Here is a 20,741-nt window from a genome sequence, read left to right on the forward strand (position 1 = left end):
ATCAGGCCAGGGTGAAGGCGGCAGGGCCGGAGGCGGCTAGACCGGTACCGACTGCTGCAATTGCAGCACGAGGTCGCGGCTGGCCAGCGCCACGCCGTGGGCCGACTTCAGGGGCCGCAAGCGGTGCGCGCACACGGGCACCAGCACGGCCTGCACGTCTTCCGGCAGCACGTGGTCGCGTCCCTCCAGCGCGGCCCAGGCGCGCGCCGCCTGCAGCAGGGCGATGGCCGCGCGCGGGCTCATGCCCTCGGCGAAGGAGCCGCTCTGGCGCGAGGCGGCGGCCAGCGCCTGCACGTAGTCGATCAGCGCGGGCGCGGCGTGGATCTGGCGCAGGCCGTGCTGGGCCGCCGCCAGTTCGTCGGGCGTCATGGCGGCCGGCAGGGACTTGAGCAGCACGCGCCGGTCCTCGCCCATGAGCAGCGCCCGTTCCGCTGCTGCGTCGGGATAGCCGAGCGACAAACACATGAGGAAGCGGTCCAGCTGCGATTCGGGCAGCGGAAAGGTGCCCACCTGGTGGGTGGGATTCTGGGTGGCGATCACGAAGAACGGTTCCGGCAGCGGGCGCGTGACGCCGTCGGCCGTCACCTGGCGCTCCTCCATCGCCTCCAGCAGGCCGGACTGGGTCTTGGGCGTGGCGCGGTTGATCTCGTCGGCCAGCAGCACCTGGGTGAAGATGGGGCCAGGGTGGAACACGAACGCGTTCTTCTCGCGCTCGTAGATCGAGATCCCGGCCACGTCGGCCGGCAGCAGGTCGCTGGTGAACTGGATGCGGTTGAACCTGAGGCCCAGCGAGATGGCCAGCGCGTGGGCCAGCGTGGTCTTGCCCACGCCGGGCACGTCCTCGATCAGCAGGTGGCCGCCGGCCAGCAGGCAGGTGAGGGCCTGGCGCACCTGCAGGTCCTTGCCGACGACGATCTGGCCCACCTGGCGGGCCACCGCGTGCAGTTTAGCGAACATGGCATTGCCCTTTGCCGGTGGGGTGGTCCGCACATGCGCCGCCGCGAAGGGCGGCGACGTGGTAGGCTATGCGTGTAATTTTTAACATGCCAGATCAAGAGAACCAGACGATCATCAGATTCTATGCGAGAACCCGCGCGTGGGATACACAATGATGGCGGCGGCAGGAACGAGACACATGAGTACAGCGATTTACAGCCATCCCGATTGTCAGCGCCACAACATGGGCGACTGGCACCCCGAGTCCCCGGCGCGGCTGCAAGCGATTGCCGACCAGTTGATCAGCGCCCATGTGCATGACCTGGTCGAGCACCGCGAGGCGCCGCTGGCGCAACTGGCCGACCTGGCGCGCAACCACAGCGCCAGCGCCATCGCCATGGTGCGCGACAACGTGCCGCCCGAAGGCGGCGAATGCTACCCGATCGACGGCGACACCCTGCTCAACGCGTGGAGCTGGCAGGCCGCGCTGCGCGCCGCCGGCGCCGCCGTGGCGGCGACCGACGCCGTGCTGGATGGCGAGGTCAGCAACGCCTTCTGCGCCATCCGCCCGCCCGGCCACCATGCGCGCCCGTCCGAGCCGATGGGCTTCTGCCTGTTCAACAACATCGCCATCGCCGCGCGCCACGCGCTCGACGTGCGCGGCCTGAAGCGGGTGGCCATCGTCGACTTCGATGTCCACCACGGCAATGGCACCGCCGAATCGTTCGCGCACGACCCGCGCGTGCTGATGGCCAGCTTCTTCCAGCACCCGTTCTATCCGTACACCGAACCGGAACCGATCACGCCCACCTGCATCAACGTGCCGGTGCCGGCCCGCTCGGGCGGCGACGTGATCCGCAAGCTGGTGACGGAGCAGTGGCTGCCGGCGCTGCACGCGTTCCAGCCCGAGATGATCTTCATTTCGGCCGGCTTCGACGCCCACCGCGAGGATGACCTCGGCGGCATGGCGCTGGTGGAAGCGGACTACGCGTGGATGACGCAGCAGATGATGGACATCGCGCGCCAGTACGCGGGCGGGCGCATCGTCAGCACGCTGGAAGGGGGCTACAACCTGTCGGCGCTGGGCCGCAGCGTGGTGGCGCACGTCAAGGCGCTGGCAGAACTGTAAAGAAAAACCGGGGTCAGGTCATACCATTGAGCAAGATGCGCGCATCTTGCTCAATGGTATGACCTGACCCCGGTTTCGTGGGGACGCTTAAATCAGGCCGTGGCTTCGCGTCCGTTCTTGGCGGACCAGCGATACAGGCCGCCGACCAGCATGGCGCCCACGGCCAGCGCCACCAGCATGCCCTGCGCTTCGCTCAGGCTGTTGGTAATGGCCAGCGGCTCGCCTTTGCCCGACAGGACGATCAGGCCGGCCAGCGCCACGTTGAACAGGCTCTCACCGACGATGAAGCCGGACATGACCAGCACACCGAGCCGCTTGGCCGTCTCGCCGCCCGCCTTGCGCTCGACCATGCGGTCGAACAGGTAGCCGGCCACCGCGCCCACCACCACCGGTGAGGTGGCGGAGCTGGGCAGGTAGATGGCCAGGCCCACACCCAGCGGCGGCAGGCTGTATTTGCCGTTGCTGGTCTTCTTCAGCGCGAAGTCCACCACCACCAGGCCCAGGCCGATCAGCGCGCCCCACAGCACCAGGTTCCACGGCAGGTTGCCGCCGATGACGCCCTTGGCCAGGGTGGAGATCAGCGTCGCCTGCGGCGCCGGCAGCGGCTGGGACGAGATCGCGTCCAGGTTGGGCGCGCCCGTGAAGCCGTTGGCGTGGTTGAGCAGTTCCAGCACGGGCGGGATCACGCACGAACCGGCGATCACGCCCACGATCAGCGCCACCTGCTGCTTCCAGGGCGTGGCGTCGACCAGCTGGCCGGTCTTCAAGTCCTGCAGGTTGTCGTTACCGACCACGGAGACGGCCATCACGACGGTGGTGACGAACAGCGAGTACGCCACCAGCGCGGTCGAGGCGTCCGGTCCCATCAGGCCACGGCCCACGGCGCCCACGCTGACGGCGGCGCCCAGGATGGTGAGGATGGCGATGCCCGACACGGGCGAATTGGAGGCGCCGATCAGGCCCGCCATGTAGCCGCACACGGCGGCGGCGAACATGCCGGCGATCAGGATGTAGGCCACGCCCACCACCACCAGCGGCGTGGACAGCGACGCCAGCACGCCACCTTGCAGGAAGCTGGCCAGCAGCCAGCCGGCCGGCACCATCGACAGCATGGTCACCAGGCCGACGATGAAGATAGGCAGATCCTGTTCGGCGCGGTCGATCACGGCGCCTTGCTGCTTGGCGCGGCGTGACGCTTCCAGCGCCGACTTCAGGCCGCCGATGACGGGCTTGGCCAGGCCGGCCAGCGTCACCAGGGCGGCGGCGCCGATCACGCCCGCGCCCATCATGCGCACGTCGGACGACCATACCTTGAGCGCCAGGTCGGAGGCGGCCATGCCGGCCACGGCCGGCTGGGCGGCCGTCATCAGCGGCACCAGGATGCCCCAGGCGATCACCAGGCCGGCCAGCATGGCGATGCCGACCGTGATGCCCATCAGGTGGCCGGCGCCGATCAGGGCCAGCGAGCTCGATGCGCCGATGCCGGTGGCGCCGCCGCCGGTGCGGAAGTAGATCGCCACTTCACCGGCCATCACCTTGACGGCGCTGCCGGCGGCGAACAGGGCGGAGGCGGCGCTGCCCCAGATCATGGCCCACAGGCCGGCCTTGCCCTCGGCCGCGCCGGCGCGCGAGGCCATGCCGACCTTGAGCACTTCGGCCGCCGCCACGCCTTCCGGGTAGGGCAGGTCGGACTGCGTCACGAGGGCGCGCCGCAGCGGCATGGTGTACATCACGCCCAGCACGCCGCCGACGGCGCAGGCGCCGAAGGTGGGCCAGAACGGCACGTGCGCCCACCAGCCTATCATCAGCAGGCCAGGCAGCACGAAGATCACCGAGGCCAGCGTGCCGGCGGCCGAGGCGATGGTCTGGACGATGTTGTTTTCCTGGATGGACGCGTCCTTGAAGGCGCTCAGCAGCGCCATCGAGATCACGGCCGCCGGGATCGAGGTGGCGAACGTCAGGCCCACCTTGAGGCCCAGGTAGACCTGGGCGGCGGTAAAGATCAGGGTGATCAGGATGCCCAGGACCACCCCGCGCAGGGTGATTTCCGTGGGATTGGATGGTGCAGCTACGCTCATCTTCAACACTCCGATGGTTGTGTAATATTTATCAAACGATAAGAAAAGCCGACATCATATCCGACAATCCGGCTAATCTATACAACTGTGATGGTCACGGCAAGCAGACTTTATGGCGGCGGCCGGAGCAGCCTGTAAAATAGCGGATTGTTCGAACGATTTTGAAGGCAACAGCATGGCAATCCAATGGTATCCGGGGCATATGAACGCCGCCAAAAAGAAGGCGGCGGAACAGATGGAGAACACCGATCTGGTGATCGAGGTGGTCGACGCCCGGCTTCCCGAGGCCAGCTGCAACCCGATGGTGGAGGAGCTGCGCAAGTTCCGCCAGCGTCCGTGCCTGAAGATCCTGAACAAGACCGACCTGGCCGATCCGGCCGCTACGGCGGCCTGGGTGGCCTATTACAACGCGCAAGAAGGTGTGACGGCCTACGCCATGACGACCAAGAAGCCGGCCGAAGTGGCGCGCATTCCGGAGCTGGCCAAGTCGCTGGCGCCGCACCGCGGCGTGCCGACCAAGCCGCTGCGCATCATGATCATGGGGATTCCCAACGTGGGCAAGTCCACCCTGATGAACGCGCTGCTGAAAAAGCGCGTGGCCAAGGTGGGCGACGAGCCGGCCGTCACCAAGCAGCAGCAGAAGCTATACCTGGACAAGAACACCATCCTGGTCGACACGCCCGGCATGTTGTGGCCCAAGATCGCCATGGCCAGCGATGGCCTGATGCTGGCGGCCAGCCACGCCATCGGCTCCAATGCGCTGATCGAGGAGGAAGTGGCCGTGTTCCTGGGCGAGGAAATGCTCAAGCACTATCCGCAGCTGCTGGTGGCGCGCTACGGCTTCAAGGATATCGAGAAGATGGACGGTATCGGCGTGGTGGAAGGGGTGGCCGCGCGGCGCGGCTTCCGCCAGAAGGGCGGCGACCTCGATTTCGAGAAGGCCGCGCACACCTTCCTGGGCGACTACCGCAGCGGCGCGCTGGGCCGGGTGTCGCTGGAAACGCCGGAGACGCGCCAGCTGCGGCTGGAGCAGCACGCCGTCGAGATGGCCGCCAAGGCGGAAAAGGCCGCCGCGCTGGCCGCCGAAAAAGCCAAAGCCGCCGCCAACGGCAAGCGCGGCACCTAAGTTGATGGCAAATGGGACGGGCTCTGGGGCCGGTCCCTGATATCACGCTTCAGCCTGTCCAAACCGGAAACTCGACACGGCCAGCGCCCCGAAGAACGCATCCTCATGATATGGCATGGCCGCCGCCTCCTGCTCGGCCGCGCCCAGCGCCACCATCAACGGCAGCAGATGCTCCTCGCGCGGGTGCGCCATGCGCGCGGCCGGGGCTTTTTCCCATGTCAGTAATTGTGCCGTGCGCTCGGCTGGCGGCAGCGCCATGGTGGCGCGCAGCCAGGCGTCGAACTGGTGCGAGGCCGCCGCGCCTTGCGCGTTGAACGCGCGCAGGTTGTGGTAACTGAGGCCGCTGCCCACGATCAGTATCCCTTCCTTGCGCAGCGGCGCCAGCGCCCGTCCCGCCTCCACGTGGGTGAGCGGATCGAGGCCGTGCCGCAGCGAGAGCTGGACGATGGGGACGTCGGCCTGCGGATAGACGGGATACAGCGCGCTGAAGGTGCCGTGGTCGAAGCCACGTTCGGCATCGAGCGCCGTGGCGTGGCCGGCGCCATCGAGCAGCGTTTTCACGCGCGCGGCCAGTTCCGGCGAGCCGGGTGCGCTGTACTGGACCTCGTAGGTGTGGGCCGGGAAGCCGTAGTAGTCGTAGATCATGGGCGGCCGGGCGCTGGCCGATACCGTGAACTGGTCCGTTTCCCAGTGCGCCGTCACCACCAGCACGGCCTTGGGCGTGCTTCCCAACTGGCGCGGAATGTCGCGCAGCGACGCCTCCAGCGCATCGTAGGTGTGGCCGAATTCCGTTTTCATGAACGGCCAGGGGCCGCCGCCGTGGGACAGGAAATAGGTGGGTAGTGCGTGCTCTTGCATGATCAGTCTCCAGACTCGGTAAGCCTTGACTATATGCTTGCGTACTCAAGTATTCAATCGTCCAACTGTGGATGGACCATTCAGCTTTTGTTAATGATGAGCGTTTGCAACATGGACGCGGGTATAATGCCGGGGTTTTGGTGCCCGCGCGCGTGATCACGTGCGCAGTTAAACGGGAAACACGAGGCCGCTCCCAGCGATCACGGCCAAGGTGTGCTGCCCCCGCAACGGTAAACAAGCGCCGACCGCTCCCCGCGGCCGGCAGGCTGGCTCGAGAACCACTATGCGCTGCGCGCGTAGGAAGGTGGGCCAGTCCGACTTGCAAGCCCGGATACCGGCCAGACAGGTGGATGAGCGTTGCGCCCCGGCGCTGGCGCGCCATCCGGTTTATTCCGGCTTGCGGGGACGCAGGCGGATGCCCATTCTACAAAGATCTGACATGCAAATCTCCGTTTCCCGCCGCCTGCCGGCGTCGCAGCCGCTGGTGCTGGCCGCTGCCGTTTCCCTCTGCTTCGCCGCCACTGCCGTGCCCGCGCTGGCGCAAACCGCCGTCGGCCAGTCGCTGGCGCCCATCGTCATCACGGGCGCGCGTTTCGACGCCGCCGCCGGCATGGCGCCGATCGGCGCCACCGTCATCACGGCCGACGAAATCCGCCGCGCCGGCGTCACCGACGTCAACGCCGCGATCCGCAAGATCGGCGGCGTGTACGGCCGCAACAGCCTCGATGGCAGCCCGGATTTCGGCCTGGACCTGCGCGGCTTCGGCACCAACAGCAGCCAGAACCTGGTGGTGGTGGTGGACGGCGTGCGCGTGTCGGAGAGTGAACTGTCGAACGTGATCCTGTCCACCATCCCGGTCGACACGGTCGAGCGCATCGAGATCAGCCGCGGCGGCGCCAGCGTGCTGTATGGCGAGGGCGCGACGGGCGGCGTGATCAACATCGTTACCAAGCATCCCGTCGCGCACAGCGCCGGCGGCAGCATGACGGCCGAAGTGGGCCAGTTCCGCGAGCGCGAACTGCGCGGCACCGTGCACCAGGGCTGGGACGGTTTCGCCGCCGACGGCGCCGTCGACGCACGCCACAACGACAACTACCGCGACAACAACAACTACAAGCAGGTCGACGTGAGCGCCGGCGCGCAGTGGTTCAGCAAGGAAGGCCGCATGGGCTTCCGCTACGAGGGTGCGCGCGAAGACATGCGCTTCGCCGGCTCGCTTTCCGAAGCCCAGTTCAACGCCAATCCGCGCCAGACCTTGACGCCGAACGACTTCGGCTCGCTCGACAGCGACCGCCTCACCGGCTTCATCACGCGCCGCATCGGCAACCTCGATCTGGCGGCCGAACTGTCGCACCGTGAAAAAACGGTCAAATCGACGTACGTTTATTCCTTCGGCCCGTCCGCCGCTGAGTACACCAGCAAGCAGACGCAATTCTCGCCCCGCGTGCGCCAGCTCGGCCAGATCGCCGGTATGAGCAATGAACTGGTGGCTGGCCTGGACCTGATGCGCTGGAACCGCGTGACCGATGCTTCGTTCTCCCAGGCCGACGCCACCCAGCGATCCAAGGCCGTCTACGTGCGCGACGAAATCAAGTTCGATCCCGCGCATGATGGCCGCCTGGCCGCAGGCGTGCGCCGCGAGCTGTTCGACAAGGATTTCTTCGATCCGCTGGCGTTCCCGGTCGGTCAGTATCACACGGTGCAAGGTCTGAGCGCATGGGAACTGCAAGGCAGCTACGCCGTGCCGCCGGCGCTGACGGCGTTCGCCAAGGCCGGCCAGAGCTACCGCGTTGCCAACTCGGATGAAAACGCCTACGTGCCGAACGCTAACCATCCGCTCGCGCCGCAAATGTCGCACGATCTGGAACTGGGCGCCAGCTATGGCGACGCTGCGCGCAAAGTGACGGCCCGCGTTTTCCGCAGCAACCTGACCAACGAGATCTTCTTTGACCCGACGCTGAACGGCGGCTATGGCTTCAACACCAACCTGGACCCGACCCGCCGCGAAGGCTTCGAGCTCGATGGCGAAGCGCGCGTGGCGCCTGACTGGACCGTCAGCGGCCACTACCAGCACGTCAAGGCCACCTTCCGCGAAGGCGTCAACGCCGGCCACGAGATGGTGCTGGTGCCGAAGAATATCGTGACGGCCCGCTTGGCCTGGACCCCGGCCGACGGCCAGAGCGCCGACATCGGCGCCCAGTGGGTGGACCAGCAGCGTTACGGCGCTGACTTCAGCAACGATTGCTCGTCGCAGATGCCATCCTTCACCACCTTCGACGCGCGCTATGCCCGCAAGCTGGGCCAGTGGGAACTGTCCGTCGCCGGCCTGAACCTGGCGGACAAGCACTACTTCTCGCAAGCGTACGGCTGCCGCTATGGCATTTACCCCAGCGATGGCCGCCAGCTGAAGCTCGCAGCGCGCTACGACTTCTAAGCGCAGCAAGTCAGCGCCGGATGCCCGTGCATCCGGCGCTTTTTTCATCAACGGATACCAGTCATGCACTTCCCCCACCGAACCCTGGCCTGCGCGCTGGCGCTGCTGTGCACCCCGCTGCACGCGGCCATCACCGTGCGTGACGACGCCGGCAACACCGTCACGCTGGCGCATCCCGCGCAGCGCGTGATTGCCATGGCGCCGCACATCACCGAGCTGCTGTTCGCGGCTGGCGGTGGCGAGCGCGTGGTGGGGGCCATGAATTTCAGCGATTACCCGCCGGCCGCCAAGCGCGTGCCGCAAGTGGGCAGCAATGAGCAGATCGACATGGAGCGCATCCTGGCGCTCAAGCCCGACCTGCTGGTGGTGTGGAAAAGCGGGAACACGGCGCGCCAGTTGGACCAGCTCAAGGGCCTGGGCGTGCCCATGTTCTACAGCGAACCGCAGAAGCTCGATGAAGTGGCCACCAGCCTGACCCGCCTCGGTCAGCTGATGGGCACGGAGCCGGCCGCGCAAACGGCCGCGCGCGACTACCGCGCCCGCATCGCCGCGCTATCGTCGGCCTACGCGCGGCGCCCGCCGGTGCGCGTGTTCTACCAGATCTGGGACAAGCCGCTGTTCACCCTCAATGGCGACCATATCGCCAGCGACGTGATGCGTATCTGCGGCGGCCAGAACGTGTTCGCCGCGCAAAAGGTGGTGGCGCCGTCCGTCAGCACCGAGGCCGTGTTGCAGGAAAATCCGGAAGTCATCATCGGCACCGAGCGGGCCGGCCAGCCCGAGGCCGGCATCTACCTGTGGAAGCAGTATCCGGGCATGCAGGCCGTCAAACGCGGCAACCTGTTCGCGCTCGACGGCGACATGCTGACCCGCGCCACGCCGCGCATCGCCGACGCGGCAACCCAGCTGTGTGAAAAACTGGAGACGGCGCGCCGCCGCCGGCCTTAGGACGAGCTTAATTCCGGCGCAAACGGCCGTTTTTTGCGTTTCGGTCCCAAAATGGTCCCAAAATGGCGGGGAAAAAGTGGTAATCTCCCGGCGTTTGCTACTCATTCATGAAGGATCGTTATGCGCTTACTGCGTCTCTTGTTTGCTTCCGTCGCCTTTGTGGCTTCCGCCTCCGGCGCCTTTGCCGCCGATTTCAAGAGCGGTGTTGATTACATGACGCTCGATACCCCGGTGCGCGCCGACACCGGCAAGAAAGTGGAAGTGGTGGAAGTGTTCATGTACCACTGCCCGCACTGCAATGCGCTCGACCCCGTGCTCAACGAGTGGGTCAAGAAGCAGGGCGACAAGATCGTGTTCCGCCGCCTGCACATGGCGCCCAACATCACCGAGCCGCAGGCGCACGCGTTCGCCACGCTGGAAGCGATGAACGCGCTGGGCAACGGTCTGCACGAAAAAATCTTCCATGCCATCCATGTGGAGCATAATCGTCTGAACACGGACCAGGGTCTGCTCGATTTCGTGACCAAGAACGGCGTGGACAAGGCCAAGTACCTGGAATTTTTCAACTCGTTCGCGGTCCAGACGAAGATGAAGCGCTCTATGCAGCTCGTGAACGAGTATAAGCTCGACAGCGCGCCCAGCCTCGTGATCGACGGTCATTACACCACCTCGCCAGCGCTGGCCGGTCACGGCCAGTCCAGCGTCCCGGCCGCGCACGCGGCGCTGTTCCAGGTGATGGACATGCTGGTCGCTAAAACCAGCGCGGAGAAAGCAGCCAAGAAATAACATGGAAGAAAACGAAGTAGAAAAAGGCGTGATGAAGATGTACAGGGAGTCCGAGCCGGACATCAGCACCCTGTACGAATACAGCTACGTCAACCATATCGCGTGGAGCATCCTGTTGATTGCGATCGGCATGATCGTGTGGCTCACGATCGCGCTGACCAACGCGGAGAACCAACGCTACGCGCTGGTCAACCGGCAGTGCGCCGATCCCGTCTTCAAGGGCGAGATCGACACCAAATGCCTGAAGACGGTGCATTCGCGCGAACACTGGTGGCAGCACGTGGCGTACGCCTTGCGTCACGTGAAACCTGAGTAGAATCTGGAGTCGGCCACGATGAAAGAAGTTTTGCTCGTCACCGGCAGCGGCCGGGGGATAGGCGCGGCCACGGCGCTGCTGGCCAGCCAGCGTGGCTACGCCGTTTGCATCAACTACCGTTCCGATGCCGGCGCGGCCGAAGCGCTGCGTGAGCGCATCGTGACGGCCGGCGGCGAGGCCATCGCCGTGCAGGCCGACGTGGCCGTGGAGGCGGACGTGCAGCGCCTGTTCGCCACCATCGACGCGCAACTGGGGCCCATCACGGCACTCGTCAACAACGTCGGCGTGCTGGAGAAGCAGTGCAAGCTGACCGAGATGTCGGTCGAGCGCCTGCATCGCGTATTCACCACCAACGTGATCAGCTACTTCCTGTGCTGCAAAGAGGCCGTGCTGCGCATGTCCACCGCGCGCGGCGGGCAGGGCGGGCGCATCGTCAATGTTTCGTCGGGCGCCTCGCGCGTCGGCTCGCCCAATGTCTATATCGATTACGCCGCCTCCAAGGGCGCTGTCGATACGCTGACGCTGGGCCTGTCGAAGGAAGTGGCGGCTGAAGGCATCCGCGTCAACTGCGTGCGGCCCGGATTGATTTATACGGAAATCCACGCCAGCGGCGGTGATCCCGGCCGCGTCGAGCGCATGGCCGCCACCGTGCCCATGCAGCGCGGCGGCCAGCCGGAAGAGGTGGCCGAGGCCATCCTGTGGCTGCTTAGCCCACAGTCGTCCTACGTCAGCGGCGCCTTTATCGACGCCGCCGGCGCGCGCTGATCTTCAAACAAAACAGCTAACTCCTTCAAGCGCCAGCCCAATTATCAAGCGGGGCTGGCGCGCCCAGAATGCGGTCTGTGCGCTGTGCACTTGATCCCATTCTTGCGAGGAGCTGCTGATGTCCGATTTGTCCGATTCCCACCTGTTCACCACCGTCGCGCTGGCCGGCATGCTGTGCGTGGCGCCGCTTGCCGCCATGGCCGACGGGGCCACCGCTGCCACCGCTGCCGCCGTGTTACCGGCTCCGGCGCGCGTGTTCAGCGCCGCCTCCACGCCCGAACTGGAAGCCGTGATGCTGGCCGCGCGCCGCTATGCCGCGTTCTGGAACAGCGGCGATCCGGCCTACGCGCAGCAGGCATTGGCGCCCGGTTTCATCGACCGCACCTTGCCGGAAGGCCGTGAGCAGGGCATGGCCGGTCCCTTGCAGGCGTCGCGCAACTTCCGCACCGCCGTGCCCGATCTGGCGGCGGAAGTGACGGACATGGTGGCGGCCGGCGACCGTGTGGTGGTGCGCCTGCATTTCACCGGCCATTTCACGGGCCAGTTCGGGCAGGTCAAGGGGCAGGGGCAGTCCATCGACTTCCAGGCGTTCGACCTGTACCGTGTGGCCGATGGCCGCATCGCCGACAACTGGCACCTGGAGGACAACCTGGCGCTGCTGCGGCAGATGGGCGTGATCCGTCCTTAAATGTCGAGCTGGCCGAAGCGCTCTTGCAGGAATTCGGCCAGCAGCGCGATGCGCGGCGGCTGGAAGCGATGGCGGTGGTATAGCAGGTTGAGCGGCGCGCTGTCGGTGAAGTAATCGTCGAGCACCGTGCGCAGGCGGCCCGCGCGCAAGTCGTCGGCGATGTCGAGGATGGATTTCCAGGCGTAGCCCTGGCCGTCCACGGCCCAGCGGCGCACCACTTCGCCGTCATTGCTTTGCAGGTAGCGCCGCACGCGCACGGACGCGGCGCGGCGCTTGCCGCCCGTGTTGTCGGTGTAGCGCCAGTCGTGCATGGGCCCGTGCGCCGTCGCCAGCACGATGGTGGGCAGCTCGGCCAGTTGCGCCGGCGTGTCGGGCACGCCGCAGCGCGCCAGCAAGGCCGGCGCGGCGCATACCACGCGCCGGCTGGCCGCTAGCGGCCGCGCCACCATGTCACTGTCGGGCAGTTGGCCGTAGCGGATGGCCAGGTCGATATCGTCGCGCACCAGGTCGGCCGGTGTGTCGCTCAAGGTGAGCGCGTACTGCACCCCGGGATGCAGGTCGCGGAACTGGGCCAGCATGGGCAGCAGCAGATTGCGTCCCAGGTCCGACGGCGCCGAGATGCTGACCGTGCCGCGCGCCGCGCCATCGCCCGTGCGCAGGCCCGCCTCCGCCTCCATCATCAGCGCCAGCGCCTGTTCGCTGAAGTGGCGGTACAGCTGGCCTTTCTCGGTCAGGCGCAGGCGGCGCGTGGTGCGTTCGAACAGCTTGGTTTGCAGCGACGCCTCCAGGCGCTGGATGGCGGCGCTGGCGGCGGCCGGCGACATGCCCTGGCAGCGGCCGGCGGCGGAAAAGCTGCCCAGCCGGGCGGCGTCGAGGAACAGGCGGATGGCGCCAAAGCGCTCCATGCCGCCCGCGTAGTGGATGTCGTTCATGGCGCTCCTGTGCGAGTGCGCCATTCTACCGGCGTCTGGACTGCCCGCTACGGAGAGGCGCGCCCCCGCTGTCGCATTCTTGCCTCATTGTCATGAAAATGCCATGAATTCAACATCGTGCCGTCATATTTGGTCGGTAGCGTTGCACGTTTTATCAACGTGTGACTGACATCTTCATCATGACCGACTCCAAGCATTCGACCCGCGCGTTCCGCCGCACCAAGCTCGCCTCCCTCGTCGCCCTCGCCCTGGTGCACATGGGCGCTTCCGCCGCCGACAGCCTGCCCAATGCCGAAGGCGCCGCCAGCGCCGTGGCCACCGTGGTGGTATCGGCCAAGGCCGGCGCCTACCGCGCGGATGAATCGGCCAAGGGTAGCGCATCGTCCGTCGCGCCCACCCAGGCCAGCCTGCAGGCGAGCGAGCCGCAGTCCATCATCACGCGCGAGTTCATCGAATTGTCGGTGGCGCCCACGGCCGAGTACAGCCGCGTCGTCAACATCGCGCCCAGCATGTCGGGCGATTCGGCCAATGGCCCCGGCCTGTCCGAAACCAAGACCACCATGCGCGGCTTTGGCGACGACCAGTACAACGTCACCTTCGACGGCATCCCCTGGGGCGACACCAACAACCCGGCCCACCATTCGACCTCGTTCTTCCCCGCTTCCGTGATCGGCGGCGCCGTGGTGGAGCGGGGCCCCGGCATGGCCAGCAACTTCGGCTACGCGACCTTTGGCGGCTCGATCAACCTGTACTCCAAGCAGGCATCGAAGACGCCAAGCGCCAGCGTGTTCGGTTCCGTCGGCACCTGGGGCACGGCGCTGCTGGGCGGCGCGTACGAGAGCGGCCGCTTGCGCGACTACGGCAACGCCACCGTGCAACTGAACTACCAGCACCTGAAGTCGGACGGTTACCTGACGGGCAACAGCATCAAGAGCGACAACTACTTCATCAAGTTCCAGCGCGCCATCGGCGCCGACACGCTGGCCACCGTGGTGGCCACCGACAACGAGATCAAGTACGTCCAGCCAGATAATTCGAAAGGCCCCACGCTGGCGCAGATCGCCCAATTCGGCCGCAACTACAGCCTGAACGACGACCCCACGAGCTTCAACTACACCGGCTACAACCACACCAGCAAGCACACGGACTTCAGCTACCTGCGGCTGGAGACCAGCTGGGGCGACGGCCTGAACTCGGACAACCAGCTCTACACCTACGCCTACGACAACCAGACCATCTCGTCCACCGATCCGACCGGCGCCACGCTGCCCGGCACCAAGGCCGGCGCGCCCGGCAACAAGGACATCCCCGGCATCGACAAGCAGAACAAGTACCGCGCGTATGGCGACATCTTCAAGCTGAGCAAACAGTTCGGCAACAGCACCGGCCGCGCCGGCTTCTGGTACGAGTATTCGGACACCGACCGCCACCAGTACGACCTGGACCTGACGCTGAACGTGCGCGACCCGCGCGAGACCAAGCCCACGCCCGTCACCTTCCCCAGCGTGCTGTTCGACCAGCAATCCACCATCCGCAATTTCCAGCCCTTCGTCGAATTCGAATGGGCCGCCACCGACAGCCTGACCGTGACGCCGGGCGTGAAGGCGGTGCGCATCACGCGCGCGGTGGACGCCGACGTGAACCAGACCACGCGCCTGCCGCAGCACACCTCGGTCGACTACCACGCCACGCTGCCGTTCCTGACGGCCAACCAGCGCCTCGGCGCGGATCTGGCGCTGTACGCCCAATACGCCAAGGGCTTCCAGATCCCGGACCTGAAGTCGTTCTACATCGCCGACCCGACCCGCAACAGCAGCGATCCCCAGCTGTCCACCAACTACCAGCTGGGCGTGGTGGGCAAGAAGGATGTGCTGACCTGGGATGTGGACGCGTACCGCATCGACTTCACCAACAAGTACGTGTCGAACGGCCTCGGTGGCACGGCCGCCGCCTACGTCAACATCGGCGGCGTCACCTACAAGGGCGTGGAGGGGCAGTTGACCTGGGCCGTGGGCAATGGCGTGGCGCTGTACGTGAACGGCTCGTCCAACAAGGCCACCGCCAACGACACCGGCAAGACCATCTCCGGCTCGCCCGACATGACGGCCGCGCTGGGCGCGCTGTACAACGCCGGCCCGTGGTCGGCCTCGCTGATCTACAAGCGCACCGGTGAGGTGCGCCAGGTCGATTTCGATCCCGCCAAGCCGGCCGCCTACGACCAGTACCTGACGCCGGCCTACGGCAATACGGACCTGAGCGTGGCCTACCGCTTCCAGCATCCGGGCGCCGGCATCAAGACGCTCAAGCTGCAGTTCAACGTATTCAACCTGTTCAACGGCCAGCAGGTCGTCTCGATCTCGCCGGGCAAGACGGCGGCGTTCGACCAGTACATCAGCCAGGCGCCACGCAGCGTGCAGCTGTCGCTCAAAGCTGATTTCTAAGCGGCCCGTTTCAGCTGCTGCGGTGGTTGGTCTGCGCCTGCGCCGGGGGCGCGCCGATCACCACCGTGCAGGTGGTGCCGGCCACCAGTTCCAGCCCTTGCGGCACCTGGTCGATGTGGATGCGCACTGGCACCCGCTGCGCCAGCCGCACCCAGTTGAAGGTGGGGTTGACGTCGGCCAGCAGCTCGTGGCCGGTGCCGGCGTCGCGGTCGGTGATGCCGTGCGCGACGGACTCGATGTGGCCGCGCAGCGGCGTGTCGCCGCCCAGCATGCGCATCTCGACCGGGTCGTTGGGCTGCAGCAGCGGCAGTTTGGTCTCCTCGAAATAACCGACCACGTAGAACGAGGCGCGGTCGATCACGGCCAGCTTGGGCGCGCCCACGGCGGCGAAGTCGCCTGTGTGCACATTCAGGTTGGTCACGTAGCCCGTCACGGGCGCGCGTACCACGGTGCGTTCCAGGTTCAGTTGCGCCAGCCCGCGCGCCGCCTGCGCGGCCAGGTACTGGGCCGTGGCGGTGCCGGCCGCCGCTTCGGCCGTCTCGCGGTTTTCGGCCGAGATCACCGCGCTGTCGAGGCCCGCGCGGCGCCGCGCTTCCTGCGCGCGCCGGCCGCGTTCCACTTGCTGCGCGGCCAGCACGGCGCTGGCCTGGTCGAGCGCGCTGCGGTAGCGGGCCGGATCGACGACGAACAGCACGTCGCCCTGGCGCACCAGCTGGTTGTCCTTCACCCGCACTTCCGTCACGGTGCCGGCCACGTCGGCGCTGATGTTGATCACGTCGGCCTTGACGCGGCCGTCGCGGGTCCAGGCCGATTCCATGTAGTGGTTCCAGGCCAGGTGGCCGGTCCAGATGGCGCCGGCCAGCAGCAGCGCGGTCAGGGCAAAGCGAAACAGTTTGGATGCGCTCAAGGCGGTTCTCCCAGCGAAAGTTGAGGTACGGCGGTTTATTGGTACAGCGTGACGATCAGTGCGCCGAAAATGCAGACCAGCAGGCAAAGCCGCACCAGCGCCGGGTGCCACGCGCGGCGGTACAGGCCAGTGTGGCCCAGTACCCAATCGAGCACGCCCTGCAGCAGCAGGCTGGCGATGAACAGGGGCAGCAAGGTCGGTAGCAGCACGCCGAAAATGGCGATCTCACGCGGCATGGTGGGTGTCTCCTGGTATGTGGGGCATCTGGTCCAGCAAGGATGTGTAGATGGAATGCAGGTCCGTCAGCGCCATGCGCAGCCGCGCCTGGCGCGCCGGCGTGGCGTCGGCCAGCGCTTCGCGTATCGGCGGGCCGGCTTGCAGCACGGCGTACTGCACGGCGGCGCTGCTGGTGCGGTCCGGCGCGCGGAAGTAGGCGGCCAGCTGGTCCACGCACAGCTCCAGCGCATTGCGCACGGCGCCCGCTTCGTTGGCGGCGATCAACTGGCGCATCTCGATCACGGAATGGCCCAGTTCCAGCAGCGTCAAGCCCTGGCGCACGACGGCGCGCGCGGGGGCGCCCGGCTTGGGGCCGGCGGCGGCGTTTAGTTGGCTCAGCAGGTCACGCACGCGGTGGTCGAAACGGTGCTTGCGGCGGAACAGCGATCCCTTGCAGGTGGCCAGCGCTTCGCGCCACAGGGCGGCGGCGATGTGGTCCTTCTGGCCCATGGTGTGCTCGGGCAGCAGCACGGCGAAGATGGCCCAGGCCAGCGCCACGCCCACCGGCATCGACAAGGTGTTGTTGAGGAAGGCGGCGCCGTCGTACTGCATCTGGTTGAGGGGCGCGATTACCTGCGCGGTGAACATGCTCATGCCCACGCCCACGCCGGCCCGGCGCGCATCGGTGGTCAGGTAGCTGCCCAGCGCGAACACGGGCAGGGCGGCCAGCACCAGCATCGGGTAGCCGCTGGCGCGCACCACCAGCAGGTATTCGGTCAGGAACGACAGCGGCCAGACCAGCAGGAAACCGGCCAGCACCTGGCGCGTCATCGCCACCGGGCGCGGTGAGGACGAGGCCAGCGCGCAGAAGATGGAGGTCATGATGATGGCGTTGGCCGCGTAGGGCCAGGCCAGCCAGTACCACAGCGTGGCCCCGGCCAGCAGCGCGCCGGCCGCGCGCACGCCGCTGGCCAGCACGATGCCGGACGGCGTGCGCGGGCTGTAGGCGACCGGATCGCTGACCTGCAACTGGCGCTGCTGGGTCAGGCCGTGGTACAGGGCGGCGAAGGCGCCGATGTCGCGCACGAAGCGGTCCAGCAGTTCCAGGGCCGTGTCGAACGCGATCCGCTGGGCGCGTTCGGGTTGCAGCAGCGCCGCCTGTGCCTGCGCCTGCGCCGCCTGCTGCGCCAGCGCGGCGCGCACATGCTCCATGCGCGCGCCCGACAAGTCGTCGCGCAAGGCCGCGGCCACGGTGGCGTGCAGTGGTTCGATCAGCGCCAGCACGGGCGAGGGCGGATGGGCGCGCAGCCGGCGCAGCAAGCGGTGCAGGGTGTAGCAGGTGGTCAGCGCCGACATGAAGGCGTTGTTGAAGGCATGCAGCTGGCGCGTGTGCGCGCGGGCGTGGGACGCTTCGAAGAAGGCGGCGGCGCGGCCCGATTCCAGCGCCGCGATGTCGGCCGCGAAGCGCAGGTGGTGCAGCTCGATCTGGGCCGGCGACAGGCTGTGTTCCAGCGTCTGCTGGCAGAAGGTGATGAAGCTGTCGTAGCGGGCCTGCACGGTGCGCATCACCTGGCGCGACTGGTGGCGCGGGAACAGCACGTCGTGCACCACGGCCGCGCAGATCACGCCCAGTCCCACTTCCGTCACGCGGGTGACGGCCAGCGTGAACACAGTGGCGGGATGGTCGATGGCCGGCACGGCGATCATGCAGGCCGTGTAGCCGGCCAGCACGAAGCTGTACGATTGCTGGTTGCGGTGCATGGCCGCGCCGGCCGTGCACAGGCCTATCCACAGCGCCAGCGCCAGGAACAGCGCCACCGGCTGCTGCGGGAAGATTGCCACGATCAGCAGCGCGCTGGTGCAGCCGACCAGGGTGCCGAGCAAGCGGTAGAAGGCTTTTTCCAGCACCATGCCGCTGCTGGGCAGGGCCAGGATGAAGGTGGTGGTCATCGCCGTGTTGGGCGAATCGAGGCCGAGGCGGAAGGCGATCCACAGCGCGGAGAAGGCGGCCAGCATGGCCTTGGCGACGAAGATCCAGCGTTCGCCTTCGCCGGCGCGCCAGTCGCGCAGTTGCTGGCGCAGTGGTTTGATGAAACGCGCCGCCAGTTTTGCTCCCGCTCTGCTGGCCGGGTGGGGAAGGTCGGTGGCGGGAGCGGGGTTCATGGCGGTGGTTTAAGGGTTATGTGTGTTTTTCTAAATTGTTCAACTGGCGCTTGAACAAGCCTTCAAGTTGCGCCACTTCTTCCGGGCTGTAGCCGTCGTAGGCGCGGGTGGTGGCCTGCCATACTTCGGGCAGTACTTTGGCCACCAGCTCGCGGCCGCTGTCGGTCAGCGCGATCATCACGCAGCGCCGGTCGCCGGGGCGGTTGCCGCGCGTGATCAGGCCCTGGGCTTCCAGGTCGTTGCACACGCGCGTCAGGTTGGCCGGCTTTTCCATGCAGGCCTCGCCCAGCGTGGAGGCGGTCGACATTTCGTCGTCCGAGCCGTACAGCACGGCCAGCACCATGTAGCTGGCGTCGACCAGTTCGTACTTGCGCAGCGCAGCGTTGGTCAAATCCTTCATCCGTTTCTGGATGTGGTACGTCATGCGCATCAGGCGCATCAAGTCTTCCGGGAAGTCCGGCACGCGGGCATGGATGTTTTTCAGGCGCTTTTTAGTCGCTTCAAAACTGCTCATTGCCTACTCCTCTGCAAATTCGAAAGGCTTGATTGTACTATCGAAGCGTCACGGTAAATCCAGTTTCACGCCCCCGCCTAACGCGGCCATCAGTTCCGCGTAGTTGTCCAGCTGGCGGCTGGCCACCTGGGCCACTTGCCGTTGTTCCTGCAGCAGCGCGAGGCGGGCGGCGATCTCGTTGGCCTGGTCCGTCAGGCCGGCGCGCCACGCCTGTTCGGCCAGCTGGTGCGCCTGCCGGGCCGTGGCCAGCGCCTGCCGGGTCAGGCGCGCCTGCTCCTGCTCGGCGCGGTCGCGGGTGATGGCGTTGGCCACTTCCTCCAGCGCGTGCAGCACGGTGGCGTTGTACTGTTCGACCGCGCCGTCGTAGACCGCGCTCTGGCCGGCCAACTGGCTGCGCAGGCGGCCGCCCTCGAACACGGGCAGGCTGATTGCCGGCCCGATCCCGCGCATGGCCGATCCCGCTTCTAGCAGGTGGCCAAAGCCCAGCGCCTGCACCCCCGCGAACGCGGTCAGGTTGATGTTCGGGTAGAACGCGGCCTTGGCCACGTCGATGCGCCGCGCCGCCGCTTCCACGCGCCAGCGCTGGGCGGCGATGTCGGGACGGCGGCCCAGCAGTTCGGCCGGCAGCGCCGCCGGCAAGCCGGTGGCCCGCGCCGCGCCTTGATCCGGCGCCAGGGTCAGCCCGGGCCGGGCGATCGACTCACCGTCGCCCGGTCCCTTGCCGATCAGTGCCGCCAGCTGGTTGCGTAGCAGGGCGATGGCGGTGCCGATCTGCTCCTGCTCGCGCCGGACAGCCGGCAGCGTTGTTTCAATGCTGGTCACGTCGATGGCGCTGGCCAGTCCGGCCGCGTGGCGCCGCCGCGTCAGTTCCAGCAGGCGTTCGCGCTGCGCCAGCATGGCCGCCGCGCTGTCCTCCAGCGTGTAGTCGAGCGCCAGCTGGATGTAGCTGCGCACGATGGCCGATGCCAGCGCCAGCCGCGCCATTTGCGTTTCGGCCGACGCCAGCTGCACTTCGCCCAGCGCGGCGGCCAATGCCGCGTGATCGCGGCCCCACAAGTCCAGGTCGTAGGAACCGGACAGCATGGCCGTGTTGTTCCAGGCGTAGTTGCCGGCCAGCGGAGGCGGCACCATCGCGTTCGCGGAAAACAGCTCGCGTTGTGCGCTGGCGGCGGCGTCCACCCGGGGCAGCGTCGCCGCCTCGGTCATGCCGGCCAGGGCGCGCGCCTGGCGCACACGGGCCTGGGCCGCGTGCAGGCTGGGATTGTCGGCCAGTGCGCCAGCCACCAGGCGATTCAGTTGCGGGTCTTGCAGTGCTTCCCACCATTGCTCGCGCGGCCACGCCGCGCCCGTCACGGAACCGTTGATCGCCGACCCCGCGTTGACGCTGGTGGCGTCGATCTTGCGGGCCTGGGGCGCAATGCCGCCCATGTCGGCGCAGGCCGCGAGGGTCAGCGCCAGGGTGGCGGCGGCGGCGAGACGGAACGGTTTCATGATGGCGTGCAAG

At 67.0% G+C, this 20,741-nt stretch carries 18 protein-coding genes and 1 riboswitch; of the genes, 9 read left to right on the forward strand and 9 right to left on the reverse strand.

Annotated elements, in window-relative coordinates; genetic code table 11:
• Positions 1-36: 36 nt before the first annotated feature.
• Entirely contained in the window at positions 37-957 is a 921-nt protein-coding gene (locus tag H3H37_RS08400; RefSeq protein ID WP_182161350.1) for an AAA family ATPase, read from the reverse strand.
• Between the two features lie 178 nt (positions 958-1,135).
• On the opposite strand from H3H37_RS08400, the gene H3H37_RS08405 reads away from it, so the two are divergent.
• Positions 1,136-2,065, forward strand: coding sequence for a histone deacetylase family protein (locus H3H37_RS08405; RefSeq protein ID WP_182161352.1), 930 nt, complete (start codon positions 1,136-1,138; stop codon positions 2,063-2,065).
• Between the two features lie 92 nt (positions 2,066-2,157).
• On the opposite strand, the gene H3H37_RS08410 is transcribed toward H3H37_RS08405, so the two are convergent.
• On the reverse strand, positions 2,158-4,143 hold the full coding sequence (locus tag H3H37_RS08410) for an OPT family oligopeptide transporter (protein ID WP_182161354.1): 1,986 nt from the start codon (positions 4,141-4,143) through the stop codon (positions 2,158-2,160).
• Positions 4,144-4,318: 175 nt separating this feature from the next.
• On the opposite strand from H3H37_RS08410, the gene ylqF reads away from it, so the two are divergent.
• The gene (gene ylqF / locus H3H37_RS08415) at positions 4,319-5,269 is read left to right on the forward strand and encodes a ribosome biogenesis GTPase YlqF (RefSeq protein ID WP_182161356.1); all 951 of its coding nucleotides are present in this window, start codon (positions 4,319-4,321) and stop codon (positions 5,267-5,269) included.
• A 42-nt stretch (positions 5,270-5,311) separates the two neighbouring features.
• Here ylqF and H3H37_RS08420 read toward each other — a convergent pair whose 3' ends face one another.
• A complete protein-coding gene (locus H3H37_RS08420; protein WP_182161358.1) occupies positions 5,312-6,127 on the reverse strand; it encodes a DODA-type extradiol aromatic ring-opening family dioxygenase in 816 nt (271 codons plus the stop codon).
• Positions 6,128-6,248: 121 nt separating this feature from the next.
• Positions 6,249-6,484, forward strand: a riboswitch (cobalamin riboswitch).
• An 82-nt stretch (positions 6,485-6,566) separates the two neighbouring features.
• Here H3H37_RS08420 and H3H37_RS08425 point away from each other — a divergent pair.
• The 6 genes from H3H37_RS08425 (at position 6,567) to H3H37_RS08450 (ending at position 12,064) form a co-directional block, all read left to right on the forward strand.
• Positions 6,567-8,561: a TonB-dependent receptor plug domain-containing protein gene (locus tag H3H37_RS08425; protein ID WP_182161360.1), complete on the forward strand. Its 1,995-nt coding sequence runs from the start codon at positions 6,567-6,569 to the stop codon at positions 8,559-8,561.
• Positions 8,562-8,624: 63 nt separating this feature from the next.
• The gene (locus H3H37_RS08430; protein ID WP_182161362.1) at positions 8,625-9,509 is read left to right on the forward strand and encodes a cobalamin-binding protein; all 885 of its coding nucleotides are present in this window, start codon (positions 8,625-8,627) and stop codon (positions 9,507-9,509) included.
• Between the two features lie 213 nt (positions 9,510-9,722).
• Complete coding sequence (locus H3H37_RS08435) at positions 9,723-10,295, forward strand: thiol:disulfide interchange protein DsbA/DsbL (RefSeq protein WP_229218733.1); 573 nt, start codon at positions 9,723-9,725, stop codon at positions 10,293-10,295.
• Between the two features lies 1 nt (position 10,296).
• A complete protein-coding gene (locus H3H37_RS08440; protein WP_182161366.1) occupies positions 10,297-10,611 on the forward strand; it encodes a hypothetical protein in 315 nt (104 codons plus the stop codon).
• A gap of 18 nt (positions 10,612-10,629) precedes the next feature.
• On the forward strand, positions 10,630-11,376 hold the full coding sequence (locus tag H3H37_RS08445) for an SDR family oxidoreductase (protein WP_182161368.1): 747 nt from the start codon (positions 10,630-10,632) through the stop codon (positions 11,374-11,376).
• Between the two features lie 118 nt (positions 11,377-11,494).
• Complete coding sequence (locus H3H37_RS08450) at positions 11,495-12,064, forward strand: ester cyclase (RefSeq protein WP_182161370.1); 570 nt, start codon at positions 11,495-11,497, stop codon at positions 12,062-12,064.
• Here H3H37_RS08450 and H3H37_RS08455 read toward each other — a convergent pair.
• On the reverse strand, positions 12,061-12,996 hold the full coding sequence (locus tag H3H37_RS08455; protein WP_229218734.1) for a LysR family transcriptional regulator: 936 nt from the start codon (positions 12,994-12,996) through the stop codon (positions 12,061-12,063). The genes H3H37_RS08450 and H3H37_RS08455 overlap by 4 nt on opposite strands.
• A 179-nt stretch (positions 12,997-13,175) precedes the next feature.
• Between H3H37_RS08455 and H3H37_RS08460 the strand changes: the two genes are divergently transcribed.
• Entirely contained in the window at positions 13,176-15,437 is a 2,262-nt protein-coding gene (locus tag H3H37_RS08460) for a TonB-dependent receptor (RefSeq protein ID WP_182161372.1), read from the forward strand.
• A 10-nt stretch (positions 15,438-15,447) separates the two neighbouring features.
• Here the strand turns inward: H3H37_RS08460 and H3H37_RS08465 are convergent, their stop codons facing one another.
• The 5 genes from H3H37_RS08465 to H3H37_RS08485 are packed head-to-tail and all read right to left on the reverse strand — an operon-like array spanning position 15,448 to position 20,728.
• Complete coding sequence (locus H3H37_RS08465; protein ID WP_220456373.1) at positions 15,448-16,344, reverse strand: efflux RND transporter periplasmic adaptor subunit; 897 nt, start codon at positions 16,342-16,344, stop codon at positions 15,448-15,450.
• Between the two features lie 35 nt (positions 16,345-16,379).
• Entirely contained in the window at positions 16,380-16,580 is a 201-nt protein-coding gene (locus H3H37_RS08470) for a DUF1656 domain-containing protein (protein WP_182161374.1), read from the reverse strand.
• Positions 16,570-18,723, reverse strand: coding sequence for an FUSC family protein (locus tag H3H37_RS08475; protein WP_182161376.1), 2,154 nt, complete (start codon positions 18,721-18,723; stop codon positions 16,570-16,572). The genes H3H37_RS08470 and H3H37_RS08475 overlap by 11 nt, the downstream gene beginning before the upstream one ends.
• 16 nt (positions 18,724-18,739) lie before the next feature.
• Positions 18,740-19,237, reverse strand: coding sequence for a MarR family winged helix-turn-helix transcriptional regulator (locus tag H3H37_RS08480; RefSeq protein WP_182161378.1), 498 nt, complete (start codon positions 19,235-19,237; stop codon positions 18,740-18,742).
• Positions 19,238-19,285: 48 nt separating this feature from the next.
• Entirely contained in the window at positions 19,286-20,728 is a 1,443-nt protein-coding gene (locus H3H37_RS08485) for an efflux transporter outer membrane subunit (protein WP_182161380.1), read from the reverse strand.
• Positions 20,729-20,741 lie beyond the last annotated feature (13 nt).

The sequence above is a fragment of the Rugamonas brunnea genome, from assembly GCF_014042345.1.
GTDB classification, from domain to species: domain Bacteria; phylum Pseudomonadota; class Gammaproteobacteria; order Burkholderiales; family Burkholderiaceae_D; genus Rugamonas; species Rugamonas brunnea.

Bases quoted from the DNA above. Each gene is read 5' to 3' on its own strand.
- H3H37_RS08400 (WP_182161350.1), bottom strand. From the start codon at position 957: ATGTTCGCTAAACTGCACGCGGTGGCCCGCCAGGTGGGCCAGATCGTC.
- H3H37_RS08435 (WP_229218733.1), top strand. From the start codon at position 9,723: ATGACGCTCGATACCCCGGTGCGCGCCGACACCGGCAAGAAAGTGGAA.
- H3H37_RS08430 (WP_182161362.1), top strand. From the start codon at position 8,625: ATGCACTTCCCCCACCGAACCCTGGCCTGCGCGCTGGCGCTGCTGTGC.
- H3H37_RS08405 (WP_182161352.1), top strand. From the start codon at position 1,136: ATGAGTACAGCGATTTACAGCCATCCCGATTGTCAGCGCCACAACATG.
- H3H37_RS08460 (WP_182161372.1), top strand. From the start codon at position 13,176: ATGACCGACTCCAAGCATTCGACCCGCGCGTTCCGCCGCACCAAGCTC.
- ylqF (WP_182161356.1), top strand. From the start codon at position 4,319: ATGGCAATCCAATGGTATCCGGGGCATATGAACGCCGCCAAAAAGAAG.
- H3H37_RS08420 (WP_182161358.1), bottom strand. From the start codon at position 6,127: ATGCAAGAGCACGCACTACCCACCTATTTCCTGTCCCACGGCGGCGGC.
- H3H37_RS08475 (WP_182161376.1), bottom strand. From the start codon at position 18,723: ATGAACCCCGCTCCCGCCACCGACCTTCCCCACCCGGCCAGCAGAGCG.
- H3H37_RS08485 (WP_182161380.1), bottom strand. From the start codon at position 20,728: ATGAAACCGTTCCGTCTCGCCGCCGCCGCCACCCTGGCGCTGACCCTC.
- H3H37_RS08450 (WP_182161370.1), top strand. From the start codon at position 11,495: ATGTCCGATTTGTCCGATTCCCACCTGTTCACCACCGTCGCGCTGGCC.
- H3H37_RS08445 (WP_182161368.1), top strand. From the start codon at position 10,630: ATGAAAGAAGTTTTGCTCGTCACCGGCAGCGGCCGGGGGATAGGCGCG.
- H3H37_RS08440 (WP_182161366.1), top strand. From the start codon at position 10,297: ATGGAAGAAAACGAAGTAGAAAAAGGCGTGATGAAGATGTACAGGGAG.
- H3H37_RS08480 (WP_182161378.1), bottom strand. From the start codon at position 19,237: ATGAGCAGTTTTGAAGCGACTAAAAAGCGCCTGAAAAACATCCATGCC.
- H3H37_RS08410 (WP_182161354.1), bottom strand. From the start codon at position 4,143: ATGAGCGTAGCTGCACCATCCAATCCCACGGAAATCACCCTGCGCGGG.
- H3H37_RS08455 (WP_229218734.1), bottom strand. From the start codon at position 12,996: ATGAACGACATCCACTACGCGGGCGGCATGGAGCGCTTTGGCGCCATC.
- H3H37_RS08425 (WP_182161360.1), top strand. From the start codon at position 6,567: ATGCAAATCTCCGTTTCCCGCCGCCTGCCGGCGTCGCAGCCGCTGGTG.
- H3H37_RS08470 (WP_182161374.1), bottom strand. From the start codon at position 16,580: ATGCCGCGTGAGATCGCCATTTTCGGCGTGCTGCTACCGACCTTGCTG.